Below are 23124 nucleotides of genomic sequence, written 5' to 3'. Positions count from 1 at the left end.
CGCCACCAACAGGTCCACCTTGCACACGCCGAAGGTATCCCTCCCATCGCTGCGGCGCGGGGAGGGGTTTAAACGGGAATCCGGTGAAGGCGCCTCGCGCGTCCATTCCGGAGCTGCCCCGCAGCGGTGAATGGAAACGAATCCTGCCAACAGCACTGGGCTCGCGCCTGGGAAGCGGCGGGTAGTAGGTGGGCTGCGGCCCTAGTCCATCAGCCCGAATACCGGCCCCGGCCGGGGGACACGACCGTCCCCTGACTCGACCTGGAATCTCCGCGGGGAGGTTGCCGGGGCCGTCGTCGTCCTGCGCGTGCAGGCGGTGTGGCCGCGCGCGTCCTGTTCACGGTATCCGGCCAGACCCGTTCACCCACGCGCTGATGCATGGGCCACCGCCGTTGCCGGCGGTCCATGCGGTACCTGACGATGACCGAGCTCCAACGCCCCACCCTGACCCTGCCCGCCGGCGGCAAGCGCCTGCTGCTGCATTCGTGCTGCGCGCCCTGTTCCGGCGAAGTGATGGAGGCGATCACCGCCTCCGGGATCGACTACGCGATCTTCTTCTACAACCCCAACATCCACCCGGTGAAGGAGTATGAGCTGCGCAAGCAGGAGAACATCCGCTTCGCCGAGCAGCACGGCATTCCCTTCATCGACTGCGACTACGACACCGACAACTGGTTCAGCCGTGCACGCGGCATGGAAAACGAGCCCGAACGCGGCATCCGCTGCACGATGTGCTTCGACATGCGCTTCGAGCGCACTGCGCTGTACGCGCACGAGCACGGTTACGACACCATCAGTTCTTCGCTGGGCATCTCGCGCTGGAAGAACATGGCGCAGATCAACGACTGCGGCATCCGCGCCGCCTCGCGCTATGAAGGCCTGCAGTACTGGGACTACAACTGGCGCAAGGGCGGCGGTGCCAGCCGCATGATCGAGATCAGCAAGCGCGAGCAGTTCTACCAGCAGGAATACTGCGGCTGCGTGTACTCGCTGCGCGATGCCAACCGCCATCGCCGCGAGAATGGCCGCGAGCGGATCAAGATCGGCCTGTTGTACTACGGGCAGGACGCTGGGACGCCGCAGGACGATTGACGTGCAGGCATGGGGCGGCCACGCTGGTCGCCCCTTCTGTTGTACCGGAACTGCCATGACCGCCCTGCCCGCCGATGTCGCCCTGCTGGTGATCGACCTGCAGCCGGACTTCATGCCCGGTGGCGCCTTGGCCTGCGACCAGGGCGATGCGCTGGTGGCACCGATCGCCGATCTGCTGGTGCAGCGCCGCTACCGCACCGTGGTGGCGACCCAGGACTGGCACCCGGCCGACCATGCCTCGTTCGCCAGCCAGCACCCCGGCCAACGCCCGTTCGAGACCATCCTGCTGCACGCGCAGCCGCAGACCCTGTGGCCGGACCACTGCGTGCAGGGCAGCGCCGGTGCCGCCCTGCACCCGGGCGTGGACTGGACCGTGGCCGACCTGATCCTGCGCAAGGGCACGCGCCAACAGGTGGATTCGTACAGCGCCTTCCGCGAGAACCACGGCCCCGATGGCGAGCGCCCGGCCACCGGCCTGGCCGGCTGGCTGCATGAACGCCGCATCCGCGAAGTGCACGTATGCGGCCTGGCCCGCGACTACTGCGTGCTGTGGAGCGCGCAGGACGCGGTAAAGTCCGGCTTCCGGGTGAAGTTCCTGTGGGAGCTGACCAAGCCGGTGACCGAAGCCAACGACGTGATGGTGCGCGAGGCGCTGGGCAAGGCGGGGATTGCGATCGTCTGAGGCGTGACCGCCGGGCATGGCCCGGCGCTACCGCGCACGTCGCTTATGCCGCCTGCGCGCTCCTGCCCACAACAACACAATCGATTCATCCAGCCCCCTAACTACGCCCCCCCTACAGATCGCGGGACGGCCGAACCGGCGGCTTTTCATTGGATGAAATCAGGATTCGGTAGTGCCGGCCGCTGGCCGGCAACCTCGGGATCTCTGCAGTTGCCGGCCAGCGGCCGGCACTACCGGATAGCACCCGTGGTAGCGCCGGGCCATGCCCGGCGGACGCGGGATGGGCGATTACCGGAACACCACCGTGCGATGCCCATTGAGCAGGATGCGGTGCTCCACATGGCGGCGAACCGCGCGTGCCAGCACCAGCGATTCGGTATCGCTGCCCAGCCGCACCAGTTCACGCGGTGCCATCGCATGGTCCACGCGGGCCACGTCCTGTTCGATGATCGGGCCTTCGTCCAGGTCCTCGGTGACGTAGTGCGCGGTGGCGCCGATGATCTTGACCCCACGCGCGTGTGCCTGGTGGTACGGCTGCGCGCCCTTGAAGCTGGGCAGGAAGCTGTGGTGGATGTTGATCGCACGGCCGGCCAGCGCGCGGCACAGCGTGGGTGACAGGATCTGCATGTAGCGCGCCAGCACCACCAGGTCGATGCGTTCGCGCTCGACCAGGTCGATGATCTGCTGCTCCTGCACCGCGCGTGTATCGGCGGTCACCGGCAGGTGGTGGAACGGCACCTGGTAGGACGCCGCCAGCGGCGCAAAGTCGGCGTGGTTGGACGCCACTGCTGCGATGTCCACCTTCAGCTGGCCGCTGTGGGCGCGGAACAGCAGGTCGTTGAGGCAATGCCCCTGTTTGCTGACCAGCACCAGCAGCCGCGCGCGGCGTCGGCCATCGTGCAGCTGCCAGTCCATGCCGAAGCCTTCGGCAAGCGTGGCCATGGCCGCGTGCACGGTCTCCAGCGGCAGGCCGGCATCGCGGTCGAAGTGCACGCGCAGGAAGAAGCGGCCACTCTCCTCATCGCCGAACTGCTGGGCGTCGAGGATGTTGCAGCCGTGGTCGAACAGCAGGCCGGACACGCGGTAGACGATGCCGGTGCGGTCGGGGCAGGACAGGGTAAGAATGGAATCGGGGCGCATCGCCACAGTGTAGGGCAGCGCCCTGCCCAGCGGCCGGATGATCACGGGTGCAACCGGCCTGCTTGGTTCAGTACCAAGCGATACTTGGACCTTCCCGTGGCAAGCTGGTCGGTCATGAACCTGTTGCAACTGATCCGCAGCTTCACCCGCACCGCAGAGACCGGCAGCATTGCCGCCGCGGCCCGCATCCTTGGCATCAGCGCCACCGCGGTCGGCCAGAACATCAACCGGCTGGAGGCCCATCTGGGCGTACGGTTGCTGAACCGGAGTACGCGGCAGCTGGCCCTCAGCGAGGCCGGCGCGCTGTACCTGGCGCAGGTGCGCCACATCGAAGCCGACCTGGCGCGCGCGCAGGCGATGGTCACCGCCGGTGACATCGAACCGGCCGGGCCGCTGCGCATCGCCAGCAGCAGCGCCTTCGGTCGCCACGTGCTTGCCCCCTTGTTGCCTTCACTGCAGCAGCGCTACCCACAACTGCAGCTGGAGCTGCGCCTGACCGACCGCGCCGTGCAGCATGGGCCGGAAGCGGTGGATGCCAGCATCCGCATCGGGGCGCAGCTGGAGGACGGCGTGGTCGCGCGGCAGCTGGCGCGTGTTCCGTTCGTGTTCTGTGCCTCGCCGGCCTACCTGAAGGCGCGCGGTACCCCGCAACAGCCTTCCGATCTGGGCGGTCATCGCGGGTTGCTGCACCGCTTCCCCACCGATGGCCGACCATTGCGCTGGGGCCTGCTGAAGGACGGCCAGCGCGTGGACGCCGCGCTGCCACCGAGCATGGTCTGCGATGACATCGATGCGCTGGCGACGCTGGCGGCGGCCGGTGCCGGCATCACCCGGCTGGCCGCATTCGTGGCCGAGCCGTACCTGCGCGATGGCCGCCTGCAGGCGGTGTTCGGCGCCGACACCGCGTGGCGCCCGGAACCGATGGAGGTCTACTTCTGCGTCAGCGACCGCCGCGATTTCACCGCCAAGATCCGCGCGCTGTTCGAACACCTTCAGGCCGGCATCGCGCCGGCCTGGCGGGTGTGAGCCTCAGCGCGTCTTGAACACGCCGCGCGCATCGCGCGGCTCGCAGCGCAGGTACTGTGGCGCCGGTTCCACGCTGTCGCGCAATGCGGCAGCGGCATGCCACGGCCAGCGCGGGTCGTAGAGGATGCCGCGCGCCAGGGCCACGGCATCGGCGTGGCGATGGCGCAGGATCGATTCGGCCTGCTCGGGCTCGGTGATCATGCCCACGGCGATGACCGGCATGCGCACCTTGGCCTTGATCGCTGCCGCGAACGGCACCTGGTAGCCCGGACCGACGGTGATCTTCTGGCGTTCGTCCAGGCCACCGCTGGAGACATGTAGGAAATTGCAGCCGCGCGCGTCCAGCACCTGGGCCAGCGCTTCGCTCTGCACCAGATCCCAGCCGCCATCGACCCAGTCGCTGGCGGAGATGCGCACGCCCACGGCGATCTTGTCCGATACCGCCGCACGCACGGCGTCGAACACTTCCACCAGCAGGCGCAGGCGGTTCGGCAATGAGCCACCGTAGCCATCAGTGCGACGGTTGCTCAGCGGCGACAGGAACTGGTGCAGCAGGTAGCCGTGGGCGGCATGCAGCTCGATCAGCTCGAAGCCGAGGCGCTCGGCACGCACCGCACTGGCGGCGAAGGCGGCGACGACCTCGGCGATGCCGGCCTCGTCCAGTTCCTGCGGCGCCGGGTCGGCGGCATGGAACGGCAGCGGCGACGGCGCCACGGTGGCCCAGCCACGTGCATCGTCGGCCGGCAGCTGGCCACCGCCGTCCCAAGGGCGGTTCACCGAGGCCTTGCGACCGGCATGGCCGAGCTGGATGCCCAGCGGCATCGGCGACCAGCGGCGGACGCTGGCCAGTACCTGTGCCAACGCGGCCTCGGTGCCGTCGTCCCAAAGGCCCAGGTCGGCCCAGCTGATGCGGCCACGCGGCTCGACTGCGGTGGCTTCCAGGATCAGCAGGCCGGCGCCGGATTGCGCCAGGTTGCCCAGGTGCATGGCATGCCAGTCGCTGGCGCGGCCGTCTTCGGCGGAGTACTGGCACATCGGCGCGACGACGATGCGGTTGGACAGGGTCAGGGGGCCGAACGAGATCGGCGAAAACAGCTGGCTCAAGACAGTGATGGACGACGTAGGGGATGCGTATTGCACCGCCGCACGGCTCCGGGATCAACCATCTGGATGGATCGCTGTTTCGCGGCGGCGGGTGGCCTGTAGAGTCGACTGACAGTCGACTCTACCCAGCCGATGGTTCGATAACCGACGCCAGCGCCTCAGCACAATCGCGTTCATCCTTGAACTGCAGCAGGTCGTCTGCACGGGTGCGGCCACGGTTCAACGCCGCCACCGGCAGTCCTGCTTTGGCCGCCGCCTGCACGAAGCGGAAGCCGGAATAGACCATCAGCGACGAGCCCACCACCAGCACGGCGTCGGCCTGCTGCAGGTGCTCGTGCACCGCCTCCACCCGCTCGCGGGGCACGTTTTCGCCGAAAAACACCACGTCCGGCTTCAACACCCCGCCGCAGTGCGGGCACCCGGGTACCACGAAGCTGGAGAAATCGGTCTCCAGGTCGGCGTCGCCATCAGGCGCGACGCCGGCCTCCAGCGCATCCCAGCCGGGGTTGGCGTCCAGCAGGCGCTGCTGGAAGTCCTCGCGGCCACTACGGCGCTCGCAGCCCATGCAGCGCACCCGATCCAGGCGGCCATGCAGGTCGATCACGTTACGGCTGCCGGCGCGCTGGTGCAGGCCGTCCACGTTCTGGGTCAGCAGCACCTGCAGCTTGCCACGGCTTTCCAGTGCGGCCAGGGCCTGGTGGGTACCATTGGGCCGGGCCAGGCCGAAGCGCGGCCAGCCCAGCAGGCTGCGCGCCCAGTAGCGCTGGCGGGTAGCGGCCTCGCCCATGAAGGCCTGGTAGGTCACCGGTGGCGTGCGTTTCCACTGGCCGTCGCTGTCGCGGTAATCGGGAATGCCCGAGGCGGTGCTGCAGCCGGCGCCGGTCAGCACGAACAGGCGCTGGGCGCGGTCGATGAAGTCGGTGAGTGGCAGGCTCATGGCTGCCAGATGGGGGCGCTGCGGCGCCCCTGCAAGCGCCGGTCGGTTGGCCGGGTCAGGCCGCCGGCAGCGGCGGCACCGCGATCGGGTGGCCTTCCTCGTCCAGCGCGATCATCACGAAGTGGCCGCGGGTGCACAGCTTGCGCTCGCCGCTGTGCAGGTCTTCGGCGACCAGTTCCACCTCCACCTTCATCGAGCTGCGGCCGACTTCGACGATGCGGCCGATGGTTTCCACCATCTGGCCGATGCGGATCGGCAGCTTGAAGTCGACCTGGTCGCTGCGCGCGGTCACCACGGTACGGCGCGAGTAGCGGGCGGCGGCCAGGAACGCGGCCTTGTCCATCCACGCCAGTGCCTGGCCACCGAACAGGGTGCCGAGGTGGTTGGTGTGGTTGGGGAAGACGATTTCGGCCATGCGCACTTCGATGGGCGGCACGGTCTCGGGGATCGGGGTCATGGGGGAGCTTCGGTGTGGGGTGCTGCGGATTCTAAGCGACCGGCGTGACGGCCATCGGAATGCACGTGCAACGGTCACCCGGCAGCGGTGCCTGCGCAGGCCGCGCCTGCAGCAGGCGTTACACTGCGCCACGCCCACTGCCAGGACCTCCCATGCCCGCCACTTCCGACCTGCTGGCCTTTGCGCTGGTTTCGCTGGCCATGGTGCTCACGCCCGGGCCGAACATGATCTACGTCATCTCGCGCTCGATCTGCCAGGGGCCGATGGCGGGACTGATCTCGCTGGGCGGGGTGGCGCTGGGCTTCGTGTTCTACATGCTGTGCGCGGCATTGGGCATCACCGCCCTGCTGATGACGGTACCGTTCGCCTACGACGCGCTGCGCATCGGTGGCGCGCTGTACCTGCTGTACCTGGCCTGGCAGGCGCTCAAGCCGGGTGGCCGTTCGCCGTTCGCGGTGCGCGAACTGCCGCAGGACAGCCCGCGCAAGCTGTTCACGATGGGATTCCTGACCAATCTGCTGAACCCGAAAGTGGCGGTGATGTACCTGTCGCTGCTGCCGCAGTTCCTGCACCCGGACAGCGAAGGCAGCGTGCTGATGCAGTCGATCGTGCTGGGCTCGACCCAGATCCTGGTCAGCGTCAGCGTGAACGGCATGATCGCGCTGACCGCCGGCAGCATCGCCGGCTTCCTGGCCGCACGCCCGACCTGGCAGATGGTGCAGCGCTGGCTGATGGGCACGGTGTTGGCCGGACTGGCGGTGCGCATGGCGGTGGAAGGGCGGCGCTGATCGCGGCGTGCCCTCCAGGCGATACGCCCGGCCCCGTAATCAGAACAGTTCAGCGTGGTAGAAGCTCGGTTGTGCCGACCAGGCCTTGATATCGCCACATTGCGGCACGCTGGTGTAGTACAGGCGGATGGGTATGGCGGAGACCTTCGCACTCATCAGCATGGCGTAGGTTGCCTTGCAGACCTCGGGCGGCATGCTGAAGTCGCCTTTGCTGACGATGTTGCAGACCGCGTGGATGGGCGAGACGGTGGTCGCCACGAACACCTTGCCGCTGGCATCGATGGAAACGTTGGTCACCTTGGAATCGCAGTTCGTGCCATGGGCGAGGGGCGGACAGGCGACCAGGACGGCGAACAATCCTCCCGTCCACCCACGAAACACGGTCCTGCGGGTTGCTGTTCCAGGCACTGCAGTCTCCATTGCGACCTCCAGGGTCCATTCAGTTGCGCCACCATGGCAGGACCACGCGCACGGGAACCCGGCGCTGGGATTGTCCACGCGTCATTCCTGCAGTGGCATCCCCTCTTCCTCCCCAGGCCCGGCATGGATGCGAAGCACCGCCACCACTGGCGTCCAGCGAGAATAGCTCATCCTTCTGATGCGCAACGAAAAACCCCGGCATTGGCCGGGGTTCTTCGTTGCGACAGGCCGGGCCGGTTCGATCAGAAGTTCATGTCGAAGGCGACTTCGCCCTGCACGCCGACCTGGTAGGCCGAGACGCGGCGTTCGAAGAAGTTGGTCAGTTCCTGCACGTCCTGCAGTTCCATGAACGGCAGCGGGTTGCGCACGTTGTACTTCTTTTCCATGCCCAGCTTGGCGAAGTGCTGGTCGGCACAGTGCTGCAGGTACTGGCGCATGTCGCGGGTGGAGATGCCGGCCACGCCGCCGGACAGCACGTCCTCGGCGAACTGCACTTCGCATTCGATGGCTTCGGCCAGCATGTCGTAGACCTGCTGCTTCATCTCTTCGTCGAACAGGTCCGGTTCTTCCTCACGCACCACGCGCACCGACTCGAACGCGAACTCCATGTGTGCGCTCTCGTCGCGGAACACCCAGTTGGTGCCCGAGGCCAGGCCCGGCAGCAGGCCGCGCGAACGGAAGTAGTAGACGTAGGCAAAGGCCGCGAAGAAGAACAGGCCTTCGATGCAGGCGGCGAAGCAGATCTGGTTGAGCAGGAACTGGCGGCGCTGTTCGCGGGTCTCGATGCGGGTCAGGCTCTGGATCGAGTCGATCCACTTGAAGCAGAAATCGGCCTTCTTCTTGATCGAGTCGATGTTCTCCACCGCCGAGAACGCCTTGGCGCGCTCTTCCGGATCCGGCAGGTAGTTGTCGAGCAGGGTCAGGTAGAACTGCACGTGCAGCGCTTCTTCATACAGCTGGCGCGACAGGTACATGCGCGCTTCCGGCGCATTGAGATGCTGGTACAGGTTCAGCACCAGATTGTTGGACACGATCGAGTCGCCGGTGGCGAAGAACGCGACCAGGCGGTGGATCAGGTGGCGCTCGCCCGGCGACATCTTGCTGTGCAGGTCGGTGATGTCGATCTGGAAGTTGATCTCTTCCACCGTCCAGGTGTTCTTGATCGCGTTCCGGTACATGTCATAGAACTGCGGGTAGCGCATCGGGCGCAGGGTCAGTTCAAAACCGGGATCGAGCAGCATCTGCTTGGGCTTGTCGGCCATGGGTGTTTCCTTGAATTCCTGGGTGAGCCGCCGGGCGTGGCCCGGCGCTACCGTGGGTGTTTTTCCGCAGCCGAGCATGGCTCGGCTCTACAGGTGCGAGGTGTTCGAGTGCCGACCAACGGTCGGCACCCACCGCGCGGTGTGTTACTGGCAGGCCTCGCAGGCTTCCGGGTTTTCCAGCGAGCAGGCGATGGCTTCGTCCGGGCTGAATACCTTGGCCGGGGCCGCAGCGCTCACCGTGGTCTTGGCGATCTTGGTGGCCGGGCGCGAACGCAGGTAGTAGGTGGTCTTGATGCCCTGCTTCCAGGCGTACATGTACATGGAGGACATCGCGCCGATGTTCGGGCTTTCCATGAACAGGTTGAGCGAGGCCGACTGGTCGATGAAGGCGCCACGTTCGGCGGCCATGTCGATCAGCGAACGCATCGGCAGTTCCCACGCGGTGCGGTAGACCTCGCGCAGCGTTTCCGGAATCTGCGCCACGCCGGCGATGGAACCTTCGGCCAGCTTGATGGCATCGCGCATTTCCGGCGTCCACAGGCCCAGCTTCTTCAGCTCGTTCACCAGGTAACGGTTGACCTGCAGGAAGTCACCGGACAGGGTTTCGCGCTTGAACAGGTTGGACACCTGCGGCTCGACGCACTCGTAGCAGCCGGCGATCGAGGCGATGGTCGCGGTCGGCGCAATCGCGATCATCAGCGAATTGCGCAGGCCGTGTTCCTTGATGCGGCTGCGCAGGGCGTCCCAGCGTGCGGTGTCTTCCGGCACCACGTTCCAGGCGTCGAACTGCAGTTCGCCGCTCGCAGCGCGGGTGTCGTTGAACGACGGGTGCTTGCCACGTTCCTGGGCCAGCTCGCAGGAGGTTTCCAGCGCGTGGAAGTAGATCGCTTCGGCAATCTTCTTCGACAGGGCGCGGGCTTCGGCGCTGTCGAACGGCAGGCGCTTGCGGAAGAACACGTCCTGCAGGCCCATGCAGCCCAGGCCGACCGGACGCCAGCGCAGGTTGGCGCGGCGGGCGGTTTCGATCGGGTAGAAGTTCAGGTCGATGACGCGGTCGAGCTGACGCACGGCCAGGCGCACGGTCTCGGCCAGCTTCTCGAAATCGAACTCGTTGTGCTCGTCGAAGTGGTTGCCCAGGTTGATCGAACCCAGGTTGCACACCGCGGTTTCATCGTTGGAAGTGACTTCCAGGATTTCGGTGCACAGGTTGGACAGGTGGATCACGTTGCCCGGACGCAGGGTCTGGTTGCTGGCGCGGTTGCACTTGTCCTTGAAGGTCATCCAGCCGTTGCCGGTCTCGGCCAGCGTACGCATCATGCGGGCGTACAGCTTGCGGGCGGAGATGGTGCGGTTGGCCTTGCCCTGGGCTTCGGCCTGCAGGTAGGCGGCCTCGAAGGCTTCGCCGAACAGGTCGGTGAACTCCGGCACGACGCGCGGATCGAACAGCGACCATTCCTGGTCGGCTTCGACGCGCTTCATGAACAGGTCCGGCACCCAGTTGGCCAGGTTCAGGTTGTGCGCGCGGCGGGCTTCGTCACCGGTGTTGTCACGCAGCTCGAGGAAGTCCTCGATGTCGGCGTGCCAGGTTTCCAGGTACACGCAGGCCGCGCCCTTGCGCTTGCCACCCTGGTTCACTGCGGCCACGGACGAATCCATGGTCTTCAGCCACGGCACGATGCCGTTGGAGTGGCCGTTGGTCGACTTGATGAGCGAACCACGCGAACGCACGCGGGTGTAGCTGACGCCGATGCCGCCGGAGAACTTCGACAGCTGGGCGATGTCGCCGTACTTGGAGTAGATCGACTCCAGCGAGTCCTGCGGCGAGTCCAGCAGGAAGCACGAGGACAGCTGCTCGTGGGTGGTGCCGGAATTGAACAGGGTCGGGCTGGACGGCAGGTAGTCCAGGTTGCCCATGCGCTTGTACAGCGCCAGGGTCTCGGACACGTCCTCGCTCAGCGCGCTGGCGATGCGCAGGAAGAACTGCTGCGGGGTCTCGATCACCTTGCGGGTGTGCGGGTGGCGCAGCAGGTAACGGTCGTACAGGGTACGCAGGCCGAAGTAATCGAAGTTCAGGTCCAGCGAGATGTCGATGGCATCGTTGAGCTTGCGCGCGTTGGTCTGCACGAAGTTCAGCAGGCGGTCGTTGATCAGGCCGACTTCATGGCCACGGCTGACCGACTGCGAGAAGGCGTAGATTTCCTGGCCCGAGACTTCCTTGGCGATGTAGTTGGCCAGCAGGCGCGCAGCCAGGCGGCCGTACTCGGGCTCTTCACCGATCAGCAGGGCGGCGGTGCGGATGGACAGTTCGTCCAGCTCGCGGGTGGTGGCGCCGTTGTACAGGCCGGAAATGGTGCGGGTGGCCACGCGCATCGGATCGACGGCGTGCAGGCCTTCGGAGGAACGCTGCACCGCGCGCACGATCTTGTTCAGGTCCACCAGTTCGGTCGTGCCATTGCGCTTGGTCACACTCATCGCGTTGGCCGTCGGCGGCGACGTCAACAGGAATTCGCTTTCCTTCTCGATGGTGGCGCTGGATTCGGTGGTCACGGCGTGTGTCCTCTTGGCGTGATTGGTGGGTGCTCGATGCATCGGGTGACGCAGCCCGGGACATGACAGCCCAGGATGGCAGGACGGCGTCGCAGCGGATGAGACCCTGCGCCTGCCACTGCCGTTGACGATCGCGGACGGGTACCCGGGCATCCCTGGAATTGGGGTTGCTGCGACCGACGGCCACAAGATAGTGGGGGTGATGGGGCCCGTCAACGCCAAATGTAGTGAAATTCGGCAATCCCTTGCGCCGCAAGGATCGTGCCACCGGCGTCCGGATCAGACGCTTCAGACCTGCCGGAACGGGCTGCGCAGTCAAGCCCGAAAGACGTCATTGCGGTGGTACAACGCACCGCGAAAACGGAACAATGACAGCTTCACATGACAGTGATGAAACTGGCTAGGGACAACCCTGTGGATAGGTGGTGGGCAGCCGGTGGGAATCCGGTGGACGCCGGGACCGCCCGCCGGGCAGCGACGCGAGGCTGCATGTGTCGGCCAGGCCGGAGCAGCGGCCGCAGGGAAACGCCGTTGCACCCTTCCCCCGATCATTGCCGGCCAGCGGCCGGCACTACCGGAATTCCAGGGGGGTCGTGCCGGCCGCTGGCCGGCAACGTACGCCCGCAGGCCCCTCACGCCCGGTGCGGGGTACCCAGGTACTCGGCGCTCTGCATTTCGATCAGGCGCGAGGCGGTGCGTTCGAAAGCGCCCTGCAGGCGCTGGCCGGTGTACAGCTCGACCGGCGAGGTGCTGGCGGTGCAGACCAGGTTGACGTGGCGGTCGTACAGTTCGTCGATCAGGTTGACGAAGCGGCGCGCAGCATCTTCGTTCAGGCGGTCGAAGGCGGGAATGCCGCCCAGCAGCACCGTGTTGAACTCGTGCGCGATCTCGATGTAATCCGAGGGCCCGCGCGGGCCTTCGCACAGCGCGGCGAAATCAAACCAGGCGATGCTCTTGCCACGGCCGCGCACCGGAATCTTGCGGCCCTCGATCTCGATGTTGCCGGGCTTGGCCGGCTGGCCGCCGCTCAGCTCGTTCCAGCGCGTGGCCAGCCACTCATCGCTGTCGGCCGCCAGCGGTGCGCGGTATACCGGCGAGCGGGTCAGCGCGCGCATGCGGTAATCCTCGGTACCTTCGGCGTACAGCTCGACGCAGAAGCGCTGCAGCAGGCCGATGGCCGGCAGGAAACTCTCGCGCTGCAGGCCGTTGAGATACAGATTCTCGACCGCGGTATTGGAGGTGGTGACCAGGGTCACGCCCTCGGCGAACAGGCGCTCCAGCAGCCGCGCCAGCAGCATCGCATCGCCGATGTCGGTGACGAAGAACTCGTCCAGCACCAGCACGCGCAGGTTGCTGCGCCATTCCTGGGCTATCTTCGCCAGCGGGTCGCTCTGGCCCTGGTGCTCGCGCAGGCGCTCGTGGACGCTGCGCATGAAGCGATGGAAGTGGGTGCGGTACTTCTGCTTGATCGGCAGCCCGTCGTAGAACAGGTCGACCAGGAAGGTCTTGCCGCGGCCGACGCCGCCCCAGAAGTACAGGCCCTTGACCGGCTCGGGCTTCCTCCAGAACGAGGACAGGCGGTCCAGCCAACCGTCCTCGGCACTGTCCAGCAGGCCCAGGTGGATGCGGTCCAGCTCGGCCAGCGCCGCATGCTGGGCCGGGTCGTTCTGCCAGTCGCCACGGGCAACCCCTTCCGCGTACCGCTGCGACGGGGTCAGCTCGGTTGCACTCATGCCGCCGCGCCCAGCCAGTGCTTCACGCCGTGGGTCAGCGCGCCGCGCAGGTCGATCAGCTTGCGGTGGAAGAAGTGGCTGGTCTCGGGCATGCGCACCAGCTCATGCGGGAAATCCAGCGAGTCCAGCCACTGGTAGACAGCCTGCGGGTCGACGATCTCGTCCTGCTCGCCCTGGATCACCAGCCAACGGGCCGGCGGGGCGATGCCGTCGAAGTCCCAGCGGCCGGCCGGCGGCGCGATCGAGATCAGCGCTTCCGGCTGCAACTCGGCCGCGGCCTTCAGTGAAACGAACGCGCCGAAGCTGAAACCGGCCAGCCACAGGCGGTCGTCCGGACGCTGGCTGCGCACCCAGGCGGCGACGGCCTTCAGGTCGTCCTGCTCGCCCACGCCATGGTCGAACTCACCGGCCGAACCACCCACGCTGCGGAAGTTGAAGCGCACGGTGGCGATGCCCAGCTCGCGCAGGGTGGTGGCGGTCATGGTGACCACCTTGTTGTGCAGGGTACCGCCTTCGGTGGACAACGGGTGGCAGATGATGGCCACGATCGGCTGCACCGGCGCATCGGCCTTGGGCAGGTCGACGACCACTTCCAGCGGGCCGGCCGGGCCGTCCAGTTCGAGGCAGGCGGTTTCGCCGGGGGCGACGGGGAACGAGTGCTTGTGCATGGCACCATGATACCGTCCCCCGCCCCTGCCCTGTGCCCGTCCCATGCTCTACCTGTCTTTGGCCGTGATCTGCAGCGTGCTGGTTTCGGTGTTGTTGAAGGTGGCCGGACGCCGCCAGCTGGATGTTTCGCAGATGGTCACCTGGAACTATCTGGTGGCGGCAACGCTCACCGCCGTGGTGCTGCGGCCGCCACTGGATGCGCTGCGCGCGCCGCACGCGCCGTGGCTGTCATTGCTGGCGCTGGCGGTGGTGCTGCCCTCGATTTTCCTGGTGCTGGGCCGCGCGGTGGCGGTGGCCGGCATCGTCCGCAGCGACGTGGCGCAGCGGCTGTCGCTGCTGCTGTCATTGGCCGCCGCCTTCCTGTTCTTCGGCCAGACTGCCACGCCGTGGAAGTTGGCCGGGCTCGGCCTGGGCCTGCTGGCGATGGTGGCCATCAGCCTGCGCCCGCGCGGCCCGGCGGTGGCGTCCTTGCCCGGTGGCTGGGGCTGGCTGCTGGGCGTATGGGGCGGCTTCGCGGTGGTGGACGTGCTGCTCAAGCAGGTGGCGCTGTCCGGCACGCCGTCGATGGCGGCGGTGCTGGCCAGCTTCAGCGTGGCCTTCGTGCTGATGCTGGCGTTGCAGCTGTGGCGGCACGCCAGTGGCCGCAGCCCGTTGGCCAGGCGCAACCTCGGCGCGGGGGCGCTGCTGGGCCTGCTCAATGGCGGCAACATTCTCTTCTATGTGCACGCCCACCAGTCGATGCCGGACAACCCGGCCACCGTGTTCGCCGGCATGAACATCGGCGTGGTGGTGCTGGGCGCGCTGGTGGGCGTGTTCGCCTTCGGCGAGGCGACCACCCGGTGGAACCGCGCCGGCCTGGCGCTGGCGGTGCTGGCGATCGGGTTGATCGCCTGGGGATGAGCGTTGGTTGCGGCGGGCCATTTCCGCGCCCGCGGTGGGATGTCACTTTTCTTTTCGCGCGAAAAGAAAAGTAACCAAAAGAAACGCGCCGCCAGCCGCGAGCCGGTGCTGTGCACCGGTACCCTGCGCTTCTCGATGAACCAGGGGACGGCGCCGAACTCGCTGCGCTCAAACATCGGCGCCTCTTCGCCCCTGATTCACCTGCGATGCTCGGCTCGCTTGAAGACGGACTGGAAGATCAAAAGCAACGGCAGGATCCGTGCCGATCAAGGTCCCTCCCAGAGCAGATCCCCGCCGAACCTTATCTGTCGAAACCCAACAACAGCGGGTCGTGGTCGGAGCTGCGCCACGGGCCCTGCACGTTGCGGCCCTGGTAGCCGCTGGCGTCCTGTTCGTCGGCATTGCTGTGCCACTCGGCGGCACCGCGCAGGCGCTTGGCCATGCCCGGGCTCAGCAGCGCGTGGTCGAGGCGGCCAGTATGGCCGTTGTAGACGTAGCTGTAGGGATGCTCGACCTTGGCGACCTTGAACGCGTCCTGCCAGCCCAGGTCATGCAGGGTGCGGATCGGGTCTTCCATCGCGTAGGCATTGAAATCGCCGAGCAGCACCACGTCCTTTGCACCGGTACCGGTCGGGTCGGTCTGCAGCCAGGCGTGCAGCTGCTGCGCCGAGATCACGCGGGTGGCGTTCCAGCAGCCCTGGTTGTCGTTGCGGTCGGCGTCGGCACCGGCGGCGTCGCGGCAGCCCTTTGACTTGAAGTGGTTGGCCACCACCACGAACGGCGCGCCCTGCTTGCCCTGGAAGGCCTGCGCCAGCGGCACGCGGCTGTGCTCGACGAACGGGCCACCGGTCAGCGTGGCCGGCTTGCCCAGCGGCTGCAGGCGGCTGCTGCGGTAGATGATGCCAACCCGGATCGGATTGTCGCCGGGGCCGTTGCCGGCATCGACGAAGCGCCAGTCGCCCTGCGCGCCACGGTCGCGGTTGAGTGCGTCGACCAGTTCGGCAATGGCCGACTGCGGACCATAGCCATCGTTCTCCAGTTCCATCAGCGCGGCGACATCGGCGCCCAGCGCGTTGACCGTGGTGACCAGCTTGGCCACCTGCGCCTTGTGCTCGTCCAGCGTGCGCGCACCACGCAGGGTCGGGAAGCCACCGCCCTGGCCACCACCATTGAAGAAGTTCTCCAGGTTGAAGGCCGCCACGTGCAGGCTGCCCGGCACGGTCGGCACCGCCGGACGCTTCAGCTCCGGCAGCTTCAGCACGCCTTCGACCTGCAGGCGCGGATGGCCCTGTGCGTCCACGCGCACGATGCCCTGCACATCGCGCAGCTGCATGCCGGTGCGCAGCACCGGGTGGGCCGGCAGGTAGGCCACGCTGGCCGGGTCGAGGGCATCGCTGCCGTCGTCCAGCACCAGCCGGCGGCGCTGGTTGTCGGCCATCACCTGCTCGTAGCCGGCAGTACCCGGCGCGGCCACTTCGGTGGGCTGCCAGAGACGGCCATCGAAGGCCACGGTGAGCTGGCCAAAGCGCTCAAGGCCGTCGGTACCGGCCAGGGTGAGCGGTGCGGCGATGCGCACGCGCTGGCCATCCAGCACACGCCAGTCGGCCGGCGCGGCGGTCAGCACCACGGTGGCGCTGCTGCGCGCGGCCGAGGGCGACGCGACCGGTGCGGCCTGCGGCTGGGCCTGGGCAAAGGCGCCGGCCGGCAGCAGCAGGGACAGGGCAAGGGCGAGGGAACGGCGGCGCATCAACGGGCGACTCCATGGAAGAGGCGCACAGACTAACCCTGAAATGCGAAACCCCAGCGACGCGCGCGGTTTTGGCCTTGGCCGGCAAAGCCGCCGGCGGCAGACGGAGAACGACCGCGGCGATTGGGGCGACCGGCGGGTAGAGTCGACTGTTAATCGACTATCGCGCGCAGCGCGGGCTTTTTCGGTGGCGTTGGGAAGAGCAGTCGACCAACAGTCGACTCTACTCCCTTCCCGCGGTTCCGCCATCCCGTTCGGCCGTTCCATGTTTCGACGTTTCCGCCGTTTCGCGGTTTGGCCGTTCCGGCGCCTACTTCAGGTTGCCCAGCATCCAGTCCACGGTGGCGTGGATCTGTTCCTCGGTCAGCGCCGGGTTGCCACCCTTGGGCGGCATGATGCCGCCATCCGGGCCGGTGTAGCCCTCGATGGCGTGCTTGTAGAGGGTGTCCTTGCCCTGCGCGATGCGCTTGTCCCAGTGCGAATGGTCCAGCGTCGGCGCCATGCCCACGCCGGTGGTGTGGCAGGCGGTGCACAGATTGTCGAAGATGACCTTGCCGTCCTTGGTGCCACCGTAGGCCACCTGCGAGGCGGCCTTGGCCAGCGCGGCGGCCTTGGCCGCTGCCTGCGCGGCGGCGCCGGTGCTGCCGGCATAGACCGCGCCGGTGGGCGAAATGCGCTGTTCGGTGCGCTTGGCCGCCGTCGGCGACACCTCGGGCGGAATCCGGGTGTGGATGTAGGCGGCTAGGAGGATGAGGCCGAGGGTGATGGTCGCCAGCAGCGCGATCACCATGGAGAAGCGTTTCAGGAACTCCAGATCGTAATTCCGCACTCTTCGTTACCCCTGGCTGATAGTCGTTGGACCACGGCTGAGCGACTGCGTGATGGACCGAGTATAGAACGCGCTTTGCGTGCGACAACAGGCGTCACTGCTGGTGCGGCGCAACATGCCAGGGGCTGGGGTCAGATCCCTTTTGCGGCGCAGAAGGGATCTGACCCCAGCAACAGAAGCCGGCCAGCGGCCGGCTCTACCACGTTACCGGGCGCCGATCGCGCGCAGGCAGAAGCTGCAGATCGCATCCACCAGCGCGTCTTCGTCGCGGTGCGCTTCGCGGCTGGGTGCGGTCGGGCCGACCATCGCCTCGGTGAAGGCGCCGACCAGGCAGGCGGCGGCCACATGCGCGTCCTGCGCCGGCAGCTCACCGGCGGCCACGCCCTCCTCCACCAGCCGCAGGAAGACATCCCCAAAGGCACGACGGCCACGCATGCGTTCGGCCTCCACGTCCGGATCGACCGGCTCGACGATGAAGGCATGGGCCAGCCCCGGCCCGGCCAGGGCGCGGCGTACGAAGGCGGTGATCGCCAGCCGCAGCCGCTCGCTGGCCGCCTCTGGACCGCTGGCGATGCGTTCCATGATCGCCACCTCGTGGGCCACCGCGGCGTTGAGCACCTCCACGAACAGCTCGGCCTTGGACGGGAAATGGCGATAGATCAGGCCGGTGGATACCCCCGCCTGGGTTGCCACGGCGGTCACCGGGGCGTTGCGCCAGCCGCCGGTGGCGACCAGCTCGCGGGTGGCCAGCAGGATCCGTTCACGGGCCCCGGCCAGGCGTTCTTCCATCAGTGCAGAGCGTTTGTAGGCCATGTTTTGATTCTGGTTTCAATTTTTGAATTTGTATTCACTTCTTATCCGAACCCCGCTACGCTGGGTCCAATCGCCCGTGCGGGCGGCGGTCCTGCAGACCGCCGCCCGCTCCCCCGCCGGGTGCGTCCATTTCCTGCCATCCCGTCGTGGAGCCACCACAATGCACGTGCCATCCCTGAACTTCGACCTTGGCGAAGACATCGACCTGCTGCGCCAGAGCGTGGCCCATTTTGCCGCCGCCGAGGTCGCACCGCTGGCCGCCGAGGCCGATGCCAGCAACCAGTTCCCGCTGGCCCTGTGGCCGAAGCTGGGCGAACAGGGCCTGCTCGGCCTCACCGTGGAAGAAGCATACGGCGGCACCGCCATGGGCTACCTGGCCCACGTGGTGGCGATGGAAGAAATCTCGCGTGCCTCCGGCGGCATCGGCCTGTCCTATGGCGCGCACTCCAACCTGTGCGTGAACCAGCTGCGCAAGAACGGCAACGAAGAACAGAAGCAGCGCTTCCTGCCGGGCCTGTGCAACGGCAGCCTGATCGGCGCGCTGGCGATGAGCGAGCCGGGTGCCGGCTCAGACGTGGTGTCGATGAAGCTGCGCGCCGACAAGCGCGGTGACCGCTACGTGCTCAACGGCAACAAGATGTGGATCACCAACGGCCCGGATGCCGACGTGCTGGTGGTCTATGCCAAGACCGACATGGACGCCGGCGCCAAGGGCATCACCGCGTTCCTGGTCGAGAAGGGCATGAAGGGCTTTTCCACCGCGCAGAAGCTGGACAAGCTGGGCATGCGCTCCTCGCCCACCTGCGAGCTGGTGTTCCAGGACTGCGAAGTGCCGGAAGAAAACGTGCTGGGCCAGGTTGGCGGTGGCGTGCGCGTGCTGATGTCCGGCCTGGACTACGAGCGCGTGGTGCTGTCCGGCGGCCCGCTGGGCCTGATGGCCGCGGCGATGGACGTGGTGATGCCGTATGTGCACGAGCGCCACCAGTTCGGTGAGGCGATCGGCAGCTTCCAGCTGATCCAGGCCAAGATCGCCGACATGTACGTCGGCCTGGGCGCCTGCCGCGCCTACGTCTATGCCGTGGCGCGCGCCTGCGACCAGGGCCGCACCACCCGCCAGGACGCCGCCGGTGCCATCCTGTACGCCGCCGAGAAGGCCACCTGGCTGACCGGCCAGGCGATCCAGATCCTGGGCGGCAACGGCTACATCAACGAATACCCGACCGGCCGCTTGTGGCGCGACGCCAAGCTGTATGAAATCGGCGCCGGCACCTCGGAGATCCGCCGCATGCTGATCGGCCGCGAACTGTTCCAGCGCACCCTGTAAGGCCACCGCGATGACCGTCCTGAACAGCCAGCTGCAACCGGGCAGCGATACCTTTGAAGCCAACCGCGCGGCCATGCAGGCCGTGGTCGACGATCTGCACGCCACCCTGGCGCGCACCGCGCTGGGTGGCAGCGAAGCCGCACGCGCCAAGCACACCGCACGCGGCAAGCTGCTGGTGCGTGACCGCATCGACGCCCTGCTCGACCCCGGCAGCGCCTTCCTCGAAATCGCGCCGCTGGCCGCGCATGGCATGTACGAAGACGCCGTGCCGGCCGCCGGCGTGGTGGCCGGCATCGGCCGGGTGAGCGGCGTGGAGTGCGTGATCGTGGCCAACGATGCCACGGTCAAGGGCGGCACCTACTATCCCATGACGGTGAAGAAGCACCTGCGCGCGCAGGAGATCGCCGAACAGAACCACCTGCCGTGCATCTACCTGGTCGATTCCGGCGGCGCGTTCCTGCCGCTGCAGGACGAAGTCTTCCCCGACCGCGACCATTTCGGCCGCATCTTCTACAACCAGGCCAACCTGTCGGCGCAGGGCATTCCGCAGATCGCCTGCGTGATGGGCAGCTGCACCGCTGGTGGCGCCTACGTGCCGGCGATGAGCGACGAGACGGTGATCGTGCGCGAGCAGGGCACGATCTTCCTCGGCGGCCCGCCGCTGGTGAAGGCGGCCACCGGTGAAGTAGTGACCGCCGAGGAACTGGGCGGCGCCGACGTGCACACCCGCATATCCGGCGTGGCCGACCACATGGCTGACAACGATCTGCAGGCACTGGCACGGGTGCGTGCGATCATCGCGCAGCTGAACTGGCGCAAGCCGGAACCGGCGATGGCGGTGCAGGCCAGCGAAGAACCGCTGCTGCCGGCACACGAACTGTACGGTGTGATCCCGGCCGATACGCGCAAGCCCTACGACGTACGCGAGGTGATCGCGCGCCTGGTCGATGGCTCGCGCTTCGACGAGTTCAAGCCGCGCTATGGCGCAACGCTGGTCACCGGCTTCGCCCATCTGAACGGCTACCCGATCGGCATCATCGCCAACAACGGCATCCTGTTCTCCGAGTCGGCGCTGAAGGGCGCGCATTTCATCGAACTGTGCACCCAGCGCAACATTCCGCTGGTGTTCCTGCAGAACATCACCGGCTTCATGGTCGGCCGCAAGTACGAACAGGGCGGCATCGCCAAGGACGGCGCCAAGCTGGTGATGGCGGTGGCCTGCGCCAGGGTTCCCAAGTTCACCGTGGTGATCGGCGGTTCGTTCGGCGCCGGCAACTACGGCATGTGCGGCCGCGCGTACTCGCCGAACTTCCTGTGGATGTGGCCGAACGCACGCATCGGCGTGATGGGCGGCGAGCAGGCCGCCAGCGTGCTGGCCACGGTCAAGCGCGATGGCATCGAAGCCAAGGGCGGCCAGTGGCCGGCTGCGGAGGAAGACGCGTTCAAGGCGCCGATCCGCGACCAGTTCGAGCAGCAGGGCCACCCGTACTACGCCAGCGCGCGCCTGTGGGACGACGGCGTGATCGATCCGGCCGACACCCGCCGGGTGCTGGCCCTGGCGCTGTCGGCCAGCCTCAACGCCGCCCCGCAGCAGACGCGCTTCGGCGTGTTCCGCATGTAATCCATGCCATGACCGAGCACGCTCCCATGAAGCCCGTTGCCATGTTCACCAAAGTCCTGATCGCCAACCGTGGCGAAATCGCCTGTCGCGTCATCGCCACCTGCCGCCGCCTCGGCATCGCCACCGTGGCGGTGTATTCCGATGCCGACCGCAACGCGCGCCACGTGCGCCTGGCCGACGAAGCCATCCGCATTGGTCCGGCCGCCGCGCGTGAGAGCTACCTGCGCGGCGATGCGCTGCTCGACGCGGCACGCGCGACCGGCGCGCAGGCCATCCACCCCGGCTACGGCTTCCTGTCCGAGAATGCCGACTTCGCCGATGCCTGCGCCGCCGCCGGCATCACCTTCATCGGGCCGCCGGCCAGCGCCATCCGCGCGATGGGCGACAAGAGCGCGGCCAAGGCGCTGATGGCCAAGGCCGGTGTACCGCTGACCCCGGGCTACCACGGCGACCAGCAGGCACCGGACTTCCTACGCACGCAGGCCGACGCCATCGGCTACCCGGTACTGATCAAGGCCAGCGCCGGTGGCGGTGGCAAGGGCATGCGCAAGGTCGAGCGCAGCGAGGACTTCGTCGATGCGCTGGCCAGCTGCCAGCGCGAGGCGGCCTCGGCGTTCGGCAACGACCACGTTCTGGTCGAGAAGTATGTCGAGCGCCCGCGCCATATCGAGATCCAGGTTTTTGGCGACAGCCACGGTGACGCGGTCTACCTGTTCGAGCGCGACTGCTCGGTGCAGCGCCGCCACCAGAAGGTGCTGGAAGAAGCGCCGGCCCCGGGCATGAGCGCGGAACGTCGTGCTGCGATGGGCAAGGCGGCGGTCGATGCCGCGCGCGCGGTGGGCTATGAAGGTGCGGGCACGGTGGAGTTCATCGCCGGCCCGGACGGCGATTTCTACTTCATGGAAATGAACACCCGCCTGCAGGTCGAGCACCCGGTCACCGAGTACATCACCGGTACCGACCTGGTGGAATGGCAGCTGCGCGTGGCCTCGGGCCAGCCGCTGCCGCTGCGCCAGGAGCAGCTGGCCATCCACGGCCACGCGATCGAAGCGCGCCTGTATGCCGAAGATGCCGACCGTGGCTTCCTGCCCTCCACCGGCACTCTGCGCCGCCTGCGCCTGCCGGCCCCGTCGGCCCATGTGCGCGTGGATACCGGCGTGGAGGAAGGCGACAGCATCACCCCGTACTACGACCCGATGATTGCCAAGCTGATCGTCTGGGACGTGGACCGTGATGCCGCGCTGCGCCGCATGAGCCAGGCGCTGGCCGACTGCCAGGTGGTAGGCGTGACCACCAATGCCGGCTTCCTGCGCCGGCTGGTGAATACCGATTCGTTCGCGCACGCCAGGCTGGATACCGCGCTGATCGAACGCGAACAGGCGGCATTGAGCGTAGTCGGCGACAGCAACGATGCACTGTGGCTGCTGGCAGCGGTGGCCGCCGTGGCCAGCACCGCAGCAGCCACCACCGATGCCCGTGACCCGCATTCGCCATGGCAGGCACAGGACGGCTGGCGCCTCGGCGCGTCTGCGCCGCGCGTGCTGCCGCTGCAGCAGGGCGAGCGCCGGCACACGCTGAAGGTCTGGACGCAGGCCGGTGGCTGGCGCGTGCAATGCGATGACGCGGCACCGATGCGGGTGACCGGCACGGCCGATGCACAGGGGCTGGCGGTACAGCTGGGCGAGCGCCGCTGGACTCTGCAGCTGCTGCGCGACGGTGACCAGCTGTATCTGTTCGGCGCCGATGGCCAGCACCGTTTCACCCTGCATGATCCCGTGGGCGAATCAGACCACGCCGTGGCCGATGCCGGCAGCCTGCTGGCGCCGATGCCGGGCAGGATCGTCGCCACGCTGGTCGCCGCCGGTACCGAGGTCAAGCGCGGCACGCCGCTGGTGGTGCTGGAAGCGATGAAGATGGAGCACACCCTGCAGGCACCGGCCGATGGCACGGTGAAGGGCTATCGCGCCAAGGCCGGCGACCAGGTGGGTGATGGCGCGGTGCTGGTGGACTTCGACGCGGCGTGATGCAGCAGA

The 23124-nt window shown here is 67.4% G+C and carries 20 protein-coding genes and 1 riboswitch; of the genes, 8 read left to right on the top strand and 12 right to left on the bottom strand.

All coding sequences use genetic code 11. The annotated features are described in order from the left end of the window. The first annotated feature begins 14 nt into the window (after positions 1 to 14). A riboswitch (cobalamin riboswitch) is annotated at positions 15 to 244 on the top strand. Between the two features lie 161 nt (positions 245 to 405). Continuing rightward, positions 406 to 1092 (top strand): epoxyqueuosine reductase QueH, encoded by a 687-nt coding sequence (locus CKW06_RS01095; protein ID WP_012478805.1) that lies wholly within the window; start codon positions 406 to 408, stop codon positions 1090 to 1092. Positions 1093 to 1147: 55 nt separating this feature from the next. Further along, positions 1148 to 1774 (top strand): bifunctional nicotinamidase/pyrazinamidase, encoded by a 627-nt coding sequence (pncA, locus tag CKW06_RS01090; RefSeq protein ID WP_024956219.1) that lies wholly within the window; start codon positions 1148 to 1150, stop codon positions 1772 to 1774. Positions 1775 to 2062: 288 nt separating this feature from the next. On the opposite strand, the gene purU is transcribed toward pncA, so the two are convergent. Further along, positions 2063 to 2914, bottom strand: coding sequence for a formyltetrahydrofolate deformylase (gene purU, locus CKW06_RS01085; protein ID WP_005411937.1), 852 nt, complete (start codon positions 2912 to 2914; stop codon positions 2063 to 2065). A 114-nt stretch (positions 2915 to 3028) separates the two neighbouring features. On the opposite strand from purU, the gene CKW06_RS01080 reads away from it, so the two are divergent. Next, entirely contained in the window at positions 3029 to 3940 is a 912-nt protein-coding gene (locus CKW06_RS01080) for a LysR family transcriptional regulator (RefSeq protein ID WP_024956220.1), read from the top strand. 3 nt (positions 3941 to 3943) lie between these two features. Here the strand turns inward: CKW06_RS01080 and CKW06_RS01075 are convergent, their stop codons facing one another. The 3 genes from CKW06_RS01075 to CKW06_RS01065 form a co-directional block, all read right to left on the bottom strand. Continuing rightward, the gene (locus CKW06_RS01075) at positions 3944 to 5044 is read right to left on the bottom strand and encodes an NADH:flavin oxidoreductase/NADH oxidase (protein ID WP_024956221.1); all 1101 of its coding nucleotides are present in this window, start codon (positions 5042 to 5044) and stop codon (positions 3944 to 3946) included. A 121-nt stretch (positions 5045 to 5165) separates the two neighbouring features. Beyond that, positions 5166 to 5981 carry an NAD-dependent protein deacetylase gene (locus tag CKW06_RS01070; protein WP_024956222.1) on the bottom strand — a complete coding sequence of 272 codons (816 nt, stop codon included), beginning with the start codon at positions 5979 to 5981 and terminating at the stop codon, positions 5166 to 5168. 55 nt (positions 5982 to 6036) lie between these two features. Beyond that, positions 6037 to 6438: an acyl-CoA thioesterase gene (locus CKW06_RS01065; protein ID WP_005407672.1), complete on the bottom strand. Its 402-nt coding sequence runs from the start codon at positions 6436 to 6438 to the stop codon at positions 6037 to 6039. 152 nt (positions 6439 to 6590) lie between these two features. On the opposite strand from CKW06_RS01065, the gene CKW06_RS01060 reads away from it, so the two are divergent. Further along, complete coding sequence (locus CKW06_RS01060; protein ID WP_005407671.1) at positions 6591 to 7226, top strand: LysE family translocator; 636 nt, start codon at positions 6591 to 6593, stop codon at positions 7224 to 7226. Between the two features lie 39 nt (positions 7227 to 7265). Here CKW06_RS01060 and CKW06_RS01055 read toward each other — a convergent pair whose 3' ends face one another. From CKW06_RS01055 to CKW06_RS01035, 5 genes are all read right to left on the bottom strand, one after another. Further along, complete coding sequence (locus tag CKW06_RS01055; protein ID WP_005411932.1) at positions 7266 to 7523, bottom strand: hypothetical protein; 258 nt, start codon at positions 7521 to 7523, stop codon at positions 7266 to 7268. Positions 7524 to 7888: 365 nt separating this feature from the next. Then, positions 7889 to 8908, bottom strand: coding sequence for a ribonucleotide-diphosphate reductase subunit beta (locus CKW06_RS01050; RefSeq protein WP_005407669.1), 1020 nt, complete (start codon positions 8906 to 8908; stop codon positions 7889 to 7891). 144 nt (positions 8909 to 9052) lie between these two features. Beyond that, positions 9053 to 11455, bottom strand: coding sequence for a ribonucleoside-diphosphate reductase subunit alpha (locus tag CKW06_RS01045; protein ID WP_024956224.1), 2403 nt, complete (start codon positions 11453 to 11455; stop codon positions 9053 to 9055). A 632-nt stretch (positions 11456 to 12087) separates the two neighbouring features. Next, entirely contained in the window at positions 12088 to 13188 is a 1101-nt protein-coding gene (gene zapE / locus CKW06_RS01040; protein ID WP_005411930.1) for a cell division protein ZapE, read from the bottom strand. Beyond that, on the bottom strand, positions 13185 to 13856 hold the full coding sequence (locus CKW06_RS01035) for an alpha/beta hydrolase (RefSeq protein ID WP_012478798.1): 672 nt from the start codon (positions 13854 to 13856) through the stop codon (positions 13185 to 13187). Before CKW06_RS01035 ends, zapE begins: the two co-directional genes overlap by 4 nt. A 43-nt stretch (positions 13857 to 13899) precedes the next feature. Between CKW06_RS01035 and CKW06_RS01030 the strand changes: the two genes are divergently transcribed. Next, the gene (locus CKW06_RS01030; protein WP_024956225.1) at positions 13900 to 14757 is read left to right on the top strand and encodes an EamA family transporter; all 858 of its coding nucleotides are present in this window, start codon (positions 13900 to 13902) and stop codon (positions 14755 to 14757) included. 301 nt (positions 14758 to 15058) lie between these two features. On the opposite strand, the gene CKW06_RS01025 is transcribed toward CKW06_RS01030, so the two are convergent. The 3 genes from CKW06_RS01025 to CKW06_RS01015 all read right to left on the bottom strand — a co-directional run bounded on the left by CKW06_RS01025 (position 15059) and on the right by CKW06_RS01015 (position 18146). After that, on the bottom strand, positions 15059 to 16504 hold the full coding sequence (locus CKW06_RS01025) for an ExeM/NucH family extracellular endonuclease (protein WP_024956226.1): 1446 nt from the start codon (positions 16502 to 16504) through the stop codon (positions 15059 to 15061). Positions 16505 to 16814: 310 nt separating this feature from the next. Then, a complete protein-coding gene (locus CKW06_RS01020) occupies positions 16815 to 17333 on the bottom strand; it encodes a c-type cytochrome (protein ID WP_005407662.1) in 519 nt (172 codons plus the stop codon). 204 nt (positions 17334 to 17537) lie between these two features. Then, on the bottom strand, positions 17538 to 18146 hold the full coding sequence (locus tag CKW06_RS01015; RefSeq protein ID WP_005411925.1) for a TetR/AcrR family transcriptional regulator: 609 nt from the start codon (positions 18144 to 18146) through the stop codon (positions 17538 to 17540). A 160-nt stretch (positions 18147 to 18306) separates the two neighbouring features. Between CKW06_RS01015 and CKW06_RS01010 the strand changes: the two genes are divergently transcribed. From CKW06_RS01010 to CKW06_RS01000, 3 genes are read left to right on the top strand one after another with little or no spacing between them, the layout of a single operon-like run. Then, the gene (locus CKW06_RS01010; RefSeq protein ID WP_024956227.1) at positions 18307 to 19470 is read left to right on the top strand and encodes an isovaleryl-CoA dehydrogenase; all 1164 of its coding nucleotides are present in this window, start codon (positions 18307 to 18309) and stop codon (positions 19468 to 19470) included. A gap of 10 nt (positions 19471 to 19480) precedes the next feature. After that, positions 19481 to 21091: a carboxyl transferase domain-containing protein gene (locus tag CKW06_RS01005; RefSeq protein ID WP_005407659.1), complete on the top strand. Its 1611-nt coding sequence runs from the start codon at positions 19481 to 19483 to the stop codon at positions 21089 to 21091. Between the two features lie 8 nt (positions 21092 to 21099). Then, complete coding sequence (locus tag CKW06_RS01000) at positions 21100 to 23115, top strand: acetyl/propionyl/methylcrotonyl-CoA carboxylase subunit alpha (protein ID WP_425513022.1); 2016 nt, start codon at positions 21100 to 21102, stop codon at positions 23113 to 23115. The last annotated feature ends 9 nt before the right edge of the window (positions 23116 to 23124 follow it).

Origin of the sequence: Stenotrophomonas maltophilia (assembly GCF_900186865.1) — a bacterium.
In the GTDB taxonomy this organism is placed as follows: domain Bacteria; phylum Pseudomonadota; class Gammaproteobacteria; order Xanthomonadales; family Xanthomonadaceae; genus Stenotrophomonas; species Stenotrophomonas maltophilia.
This window is presented reverse-complemented; position numbering and strand designations above follow the sequence as displayed.

Bases quoted from the DNA above. Each gene is read 5' to 3' on its own strand.
- CKW06_RS01095 (WP_012478805.1), top strand. From the start codon at position 406: ATGCGGTACCTGACGATGACCGAGCTCCAACGCCCCACCCTGACCCTG.
- pncA (WP_024956219.1), top strand. From the start codon at position 1,148: ATGACCGCCCTGCCCGCCGATGTCGCCCTGCTGGTGATCGACCTGCAG.
- purU (WP_005411937.1), bottom strand. From the start codon at position 2,914: ATGCGCCCCGATTCCATTCTTACCCTGTCCTGCCCCGACCGCACCGGC.
- CKW06_RS01080 (WP_024956220.1), top strand. From the start codon at position 3,029: ATGAACCTGTTGCAACTGATCCGCAGCTTCACCCGCACCGCAGAGACC.
- CKW06_RS01070 (WP_024956222.1), bottom strand. From the start codon at position 5,981: ATGAGCCTGCCACTCACCGACTTCATCGACCGCGCCCAGCGCCTGTTC.
- CKW06_RS01065 (WP_005407672.1), bottom strand. From the start codon at position 6,438: ATGACCCCGATCCCCGAGACCGTGCCGCCCATCGAAGTGCGCATGGCC.
- CKW06_RS01060 (WP_005407671.1), top strand. From the start codon at position 6,591: ATGCCCGCCACTTCCGACCTGCTGGCCTTTGCGCTGGTTTCGCTGGCC.
- CKW06_RS01050 (WP_005407669.1), bottom strand. From the start codon at position 8,908: ATGGCCGACAAGCCCAAGCAGATGCTGCTCGATCCCGGTTTTGAACTG.
- zapE (WP_005411930.1), bottom strand. From the start codon at position 13,188: ATGAGTGCAACCGAGCTGACCCCGTCGCAGCGGTACGCGGAAGGGGTT.
- CKW06_RS01035 (WP_012478798.1), bottom strand. From the start codon at position 13,856: ATGCACAAGCACTCGTTCCCCGTCGCCCCCGGCGAAACCGCCTGCCTC.
- CKW06_RS01030 (WP_024956225.1), top strand. From the start codon at position 13,900: ATGCTCTACCTGTCTTTGGCCGTGATCTGCAGCGTGCTGGTTTCGGTG.
- CKW06_RS01025 (WP_024956226.1), bottom strand. From the start codon at position 16,504: ATGCGCCGCCGTTCCCTCGCCCTTGCCCTGTCCCTGCTGCTGCCGGCC.
- CKW06_RS01015 (WP_005411925.1), bottom strand. From the start codon at position 18,146: ATGGCCTACAAACGCTCTGCACTGATGGAAGAACGCCTGGCCGGGGCC.
- CKW06_RS01010 (WP_024956227.1), top strand. From the start codon at position 18,307: ATGCACGTGCCATCCCTGAACTTCGACCTTGGCGAAGACATCGACCTG.
- CKW06_RS01005 (WP_005407659.1), top strand. From the start codon at position 19,481: ATGACCGTCCTGAACAGCCAGCTGCAACCGGGCAGCGATACCTTTGAA.
- CKW06_RS01000 (WP_425513022.1), top strand. From the start codon at position 21,100: ATGACCGAGCACGCTCCCATGAAGCCCGTTGCCATGTTCACCAAAGTC.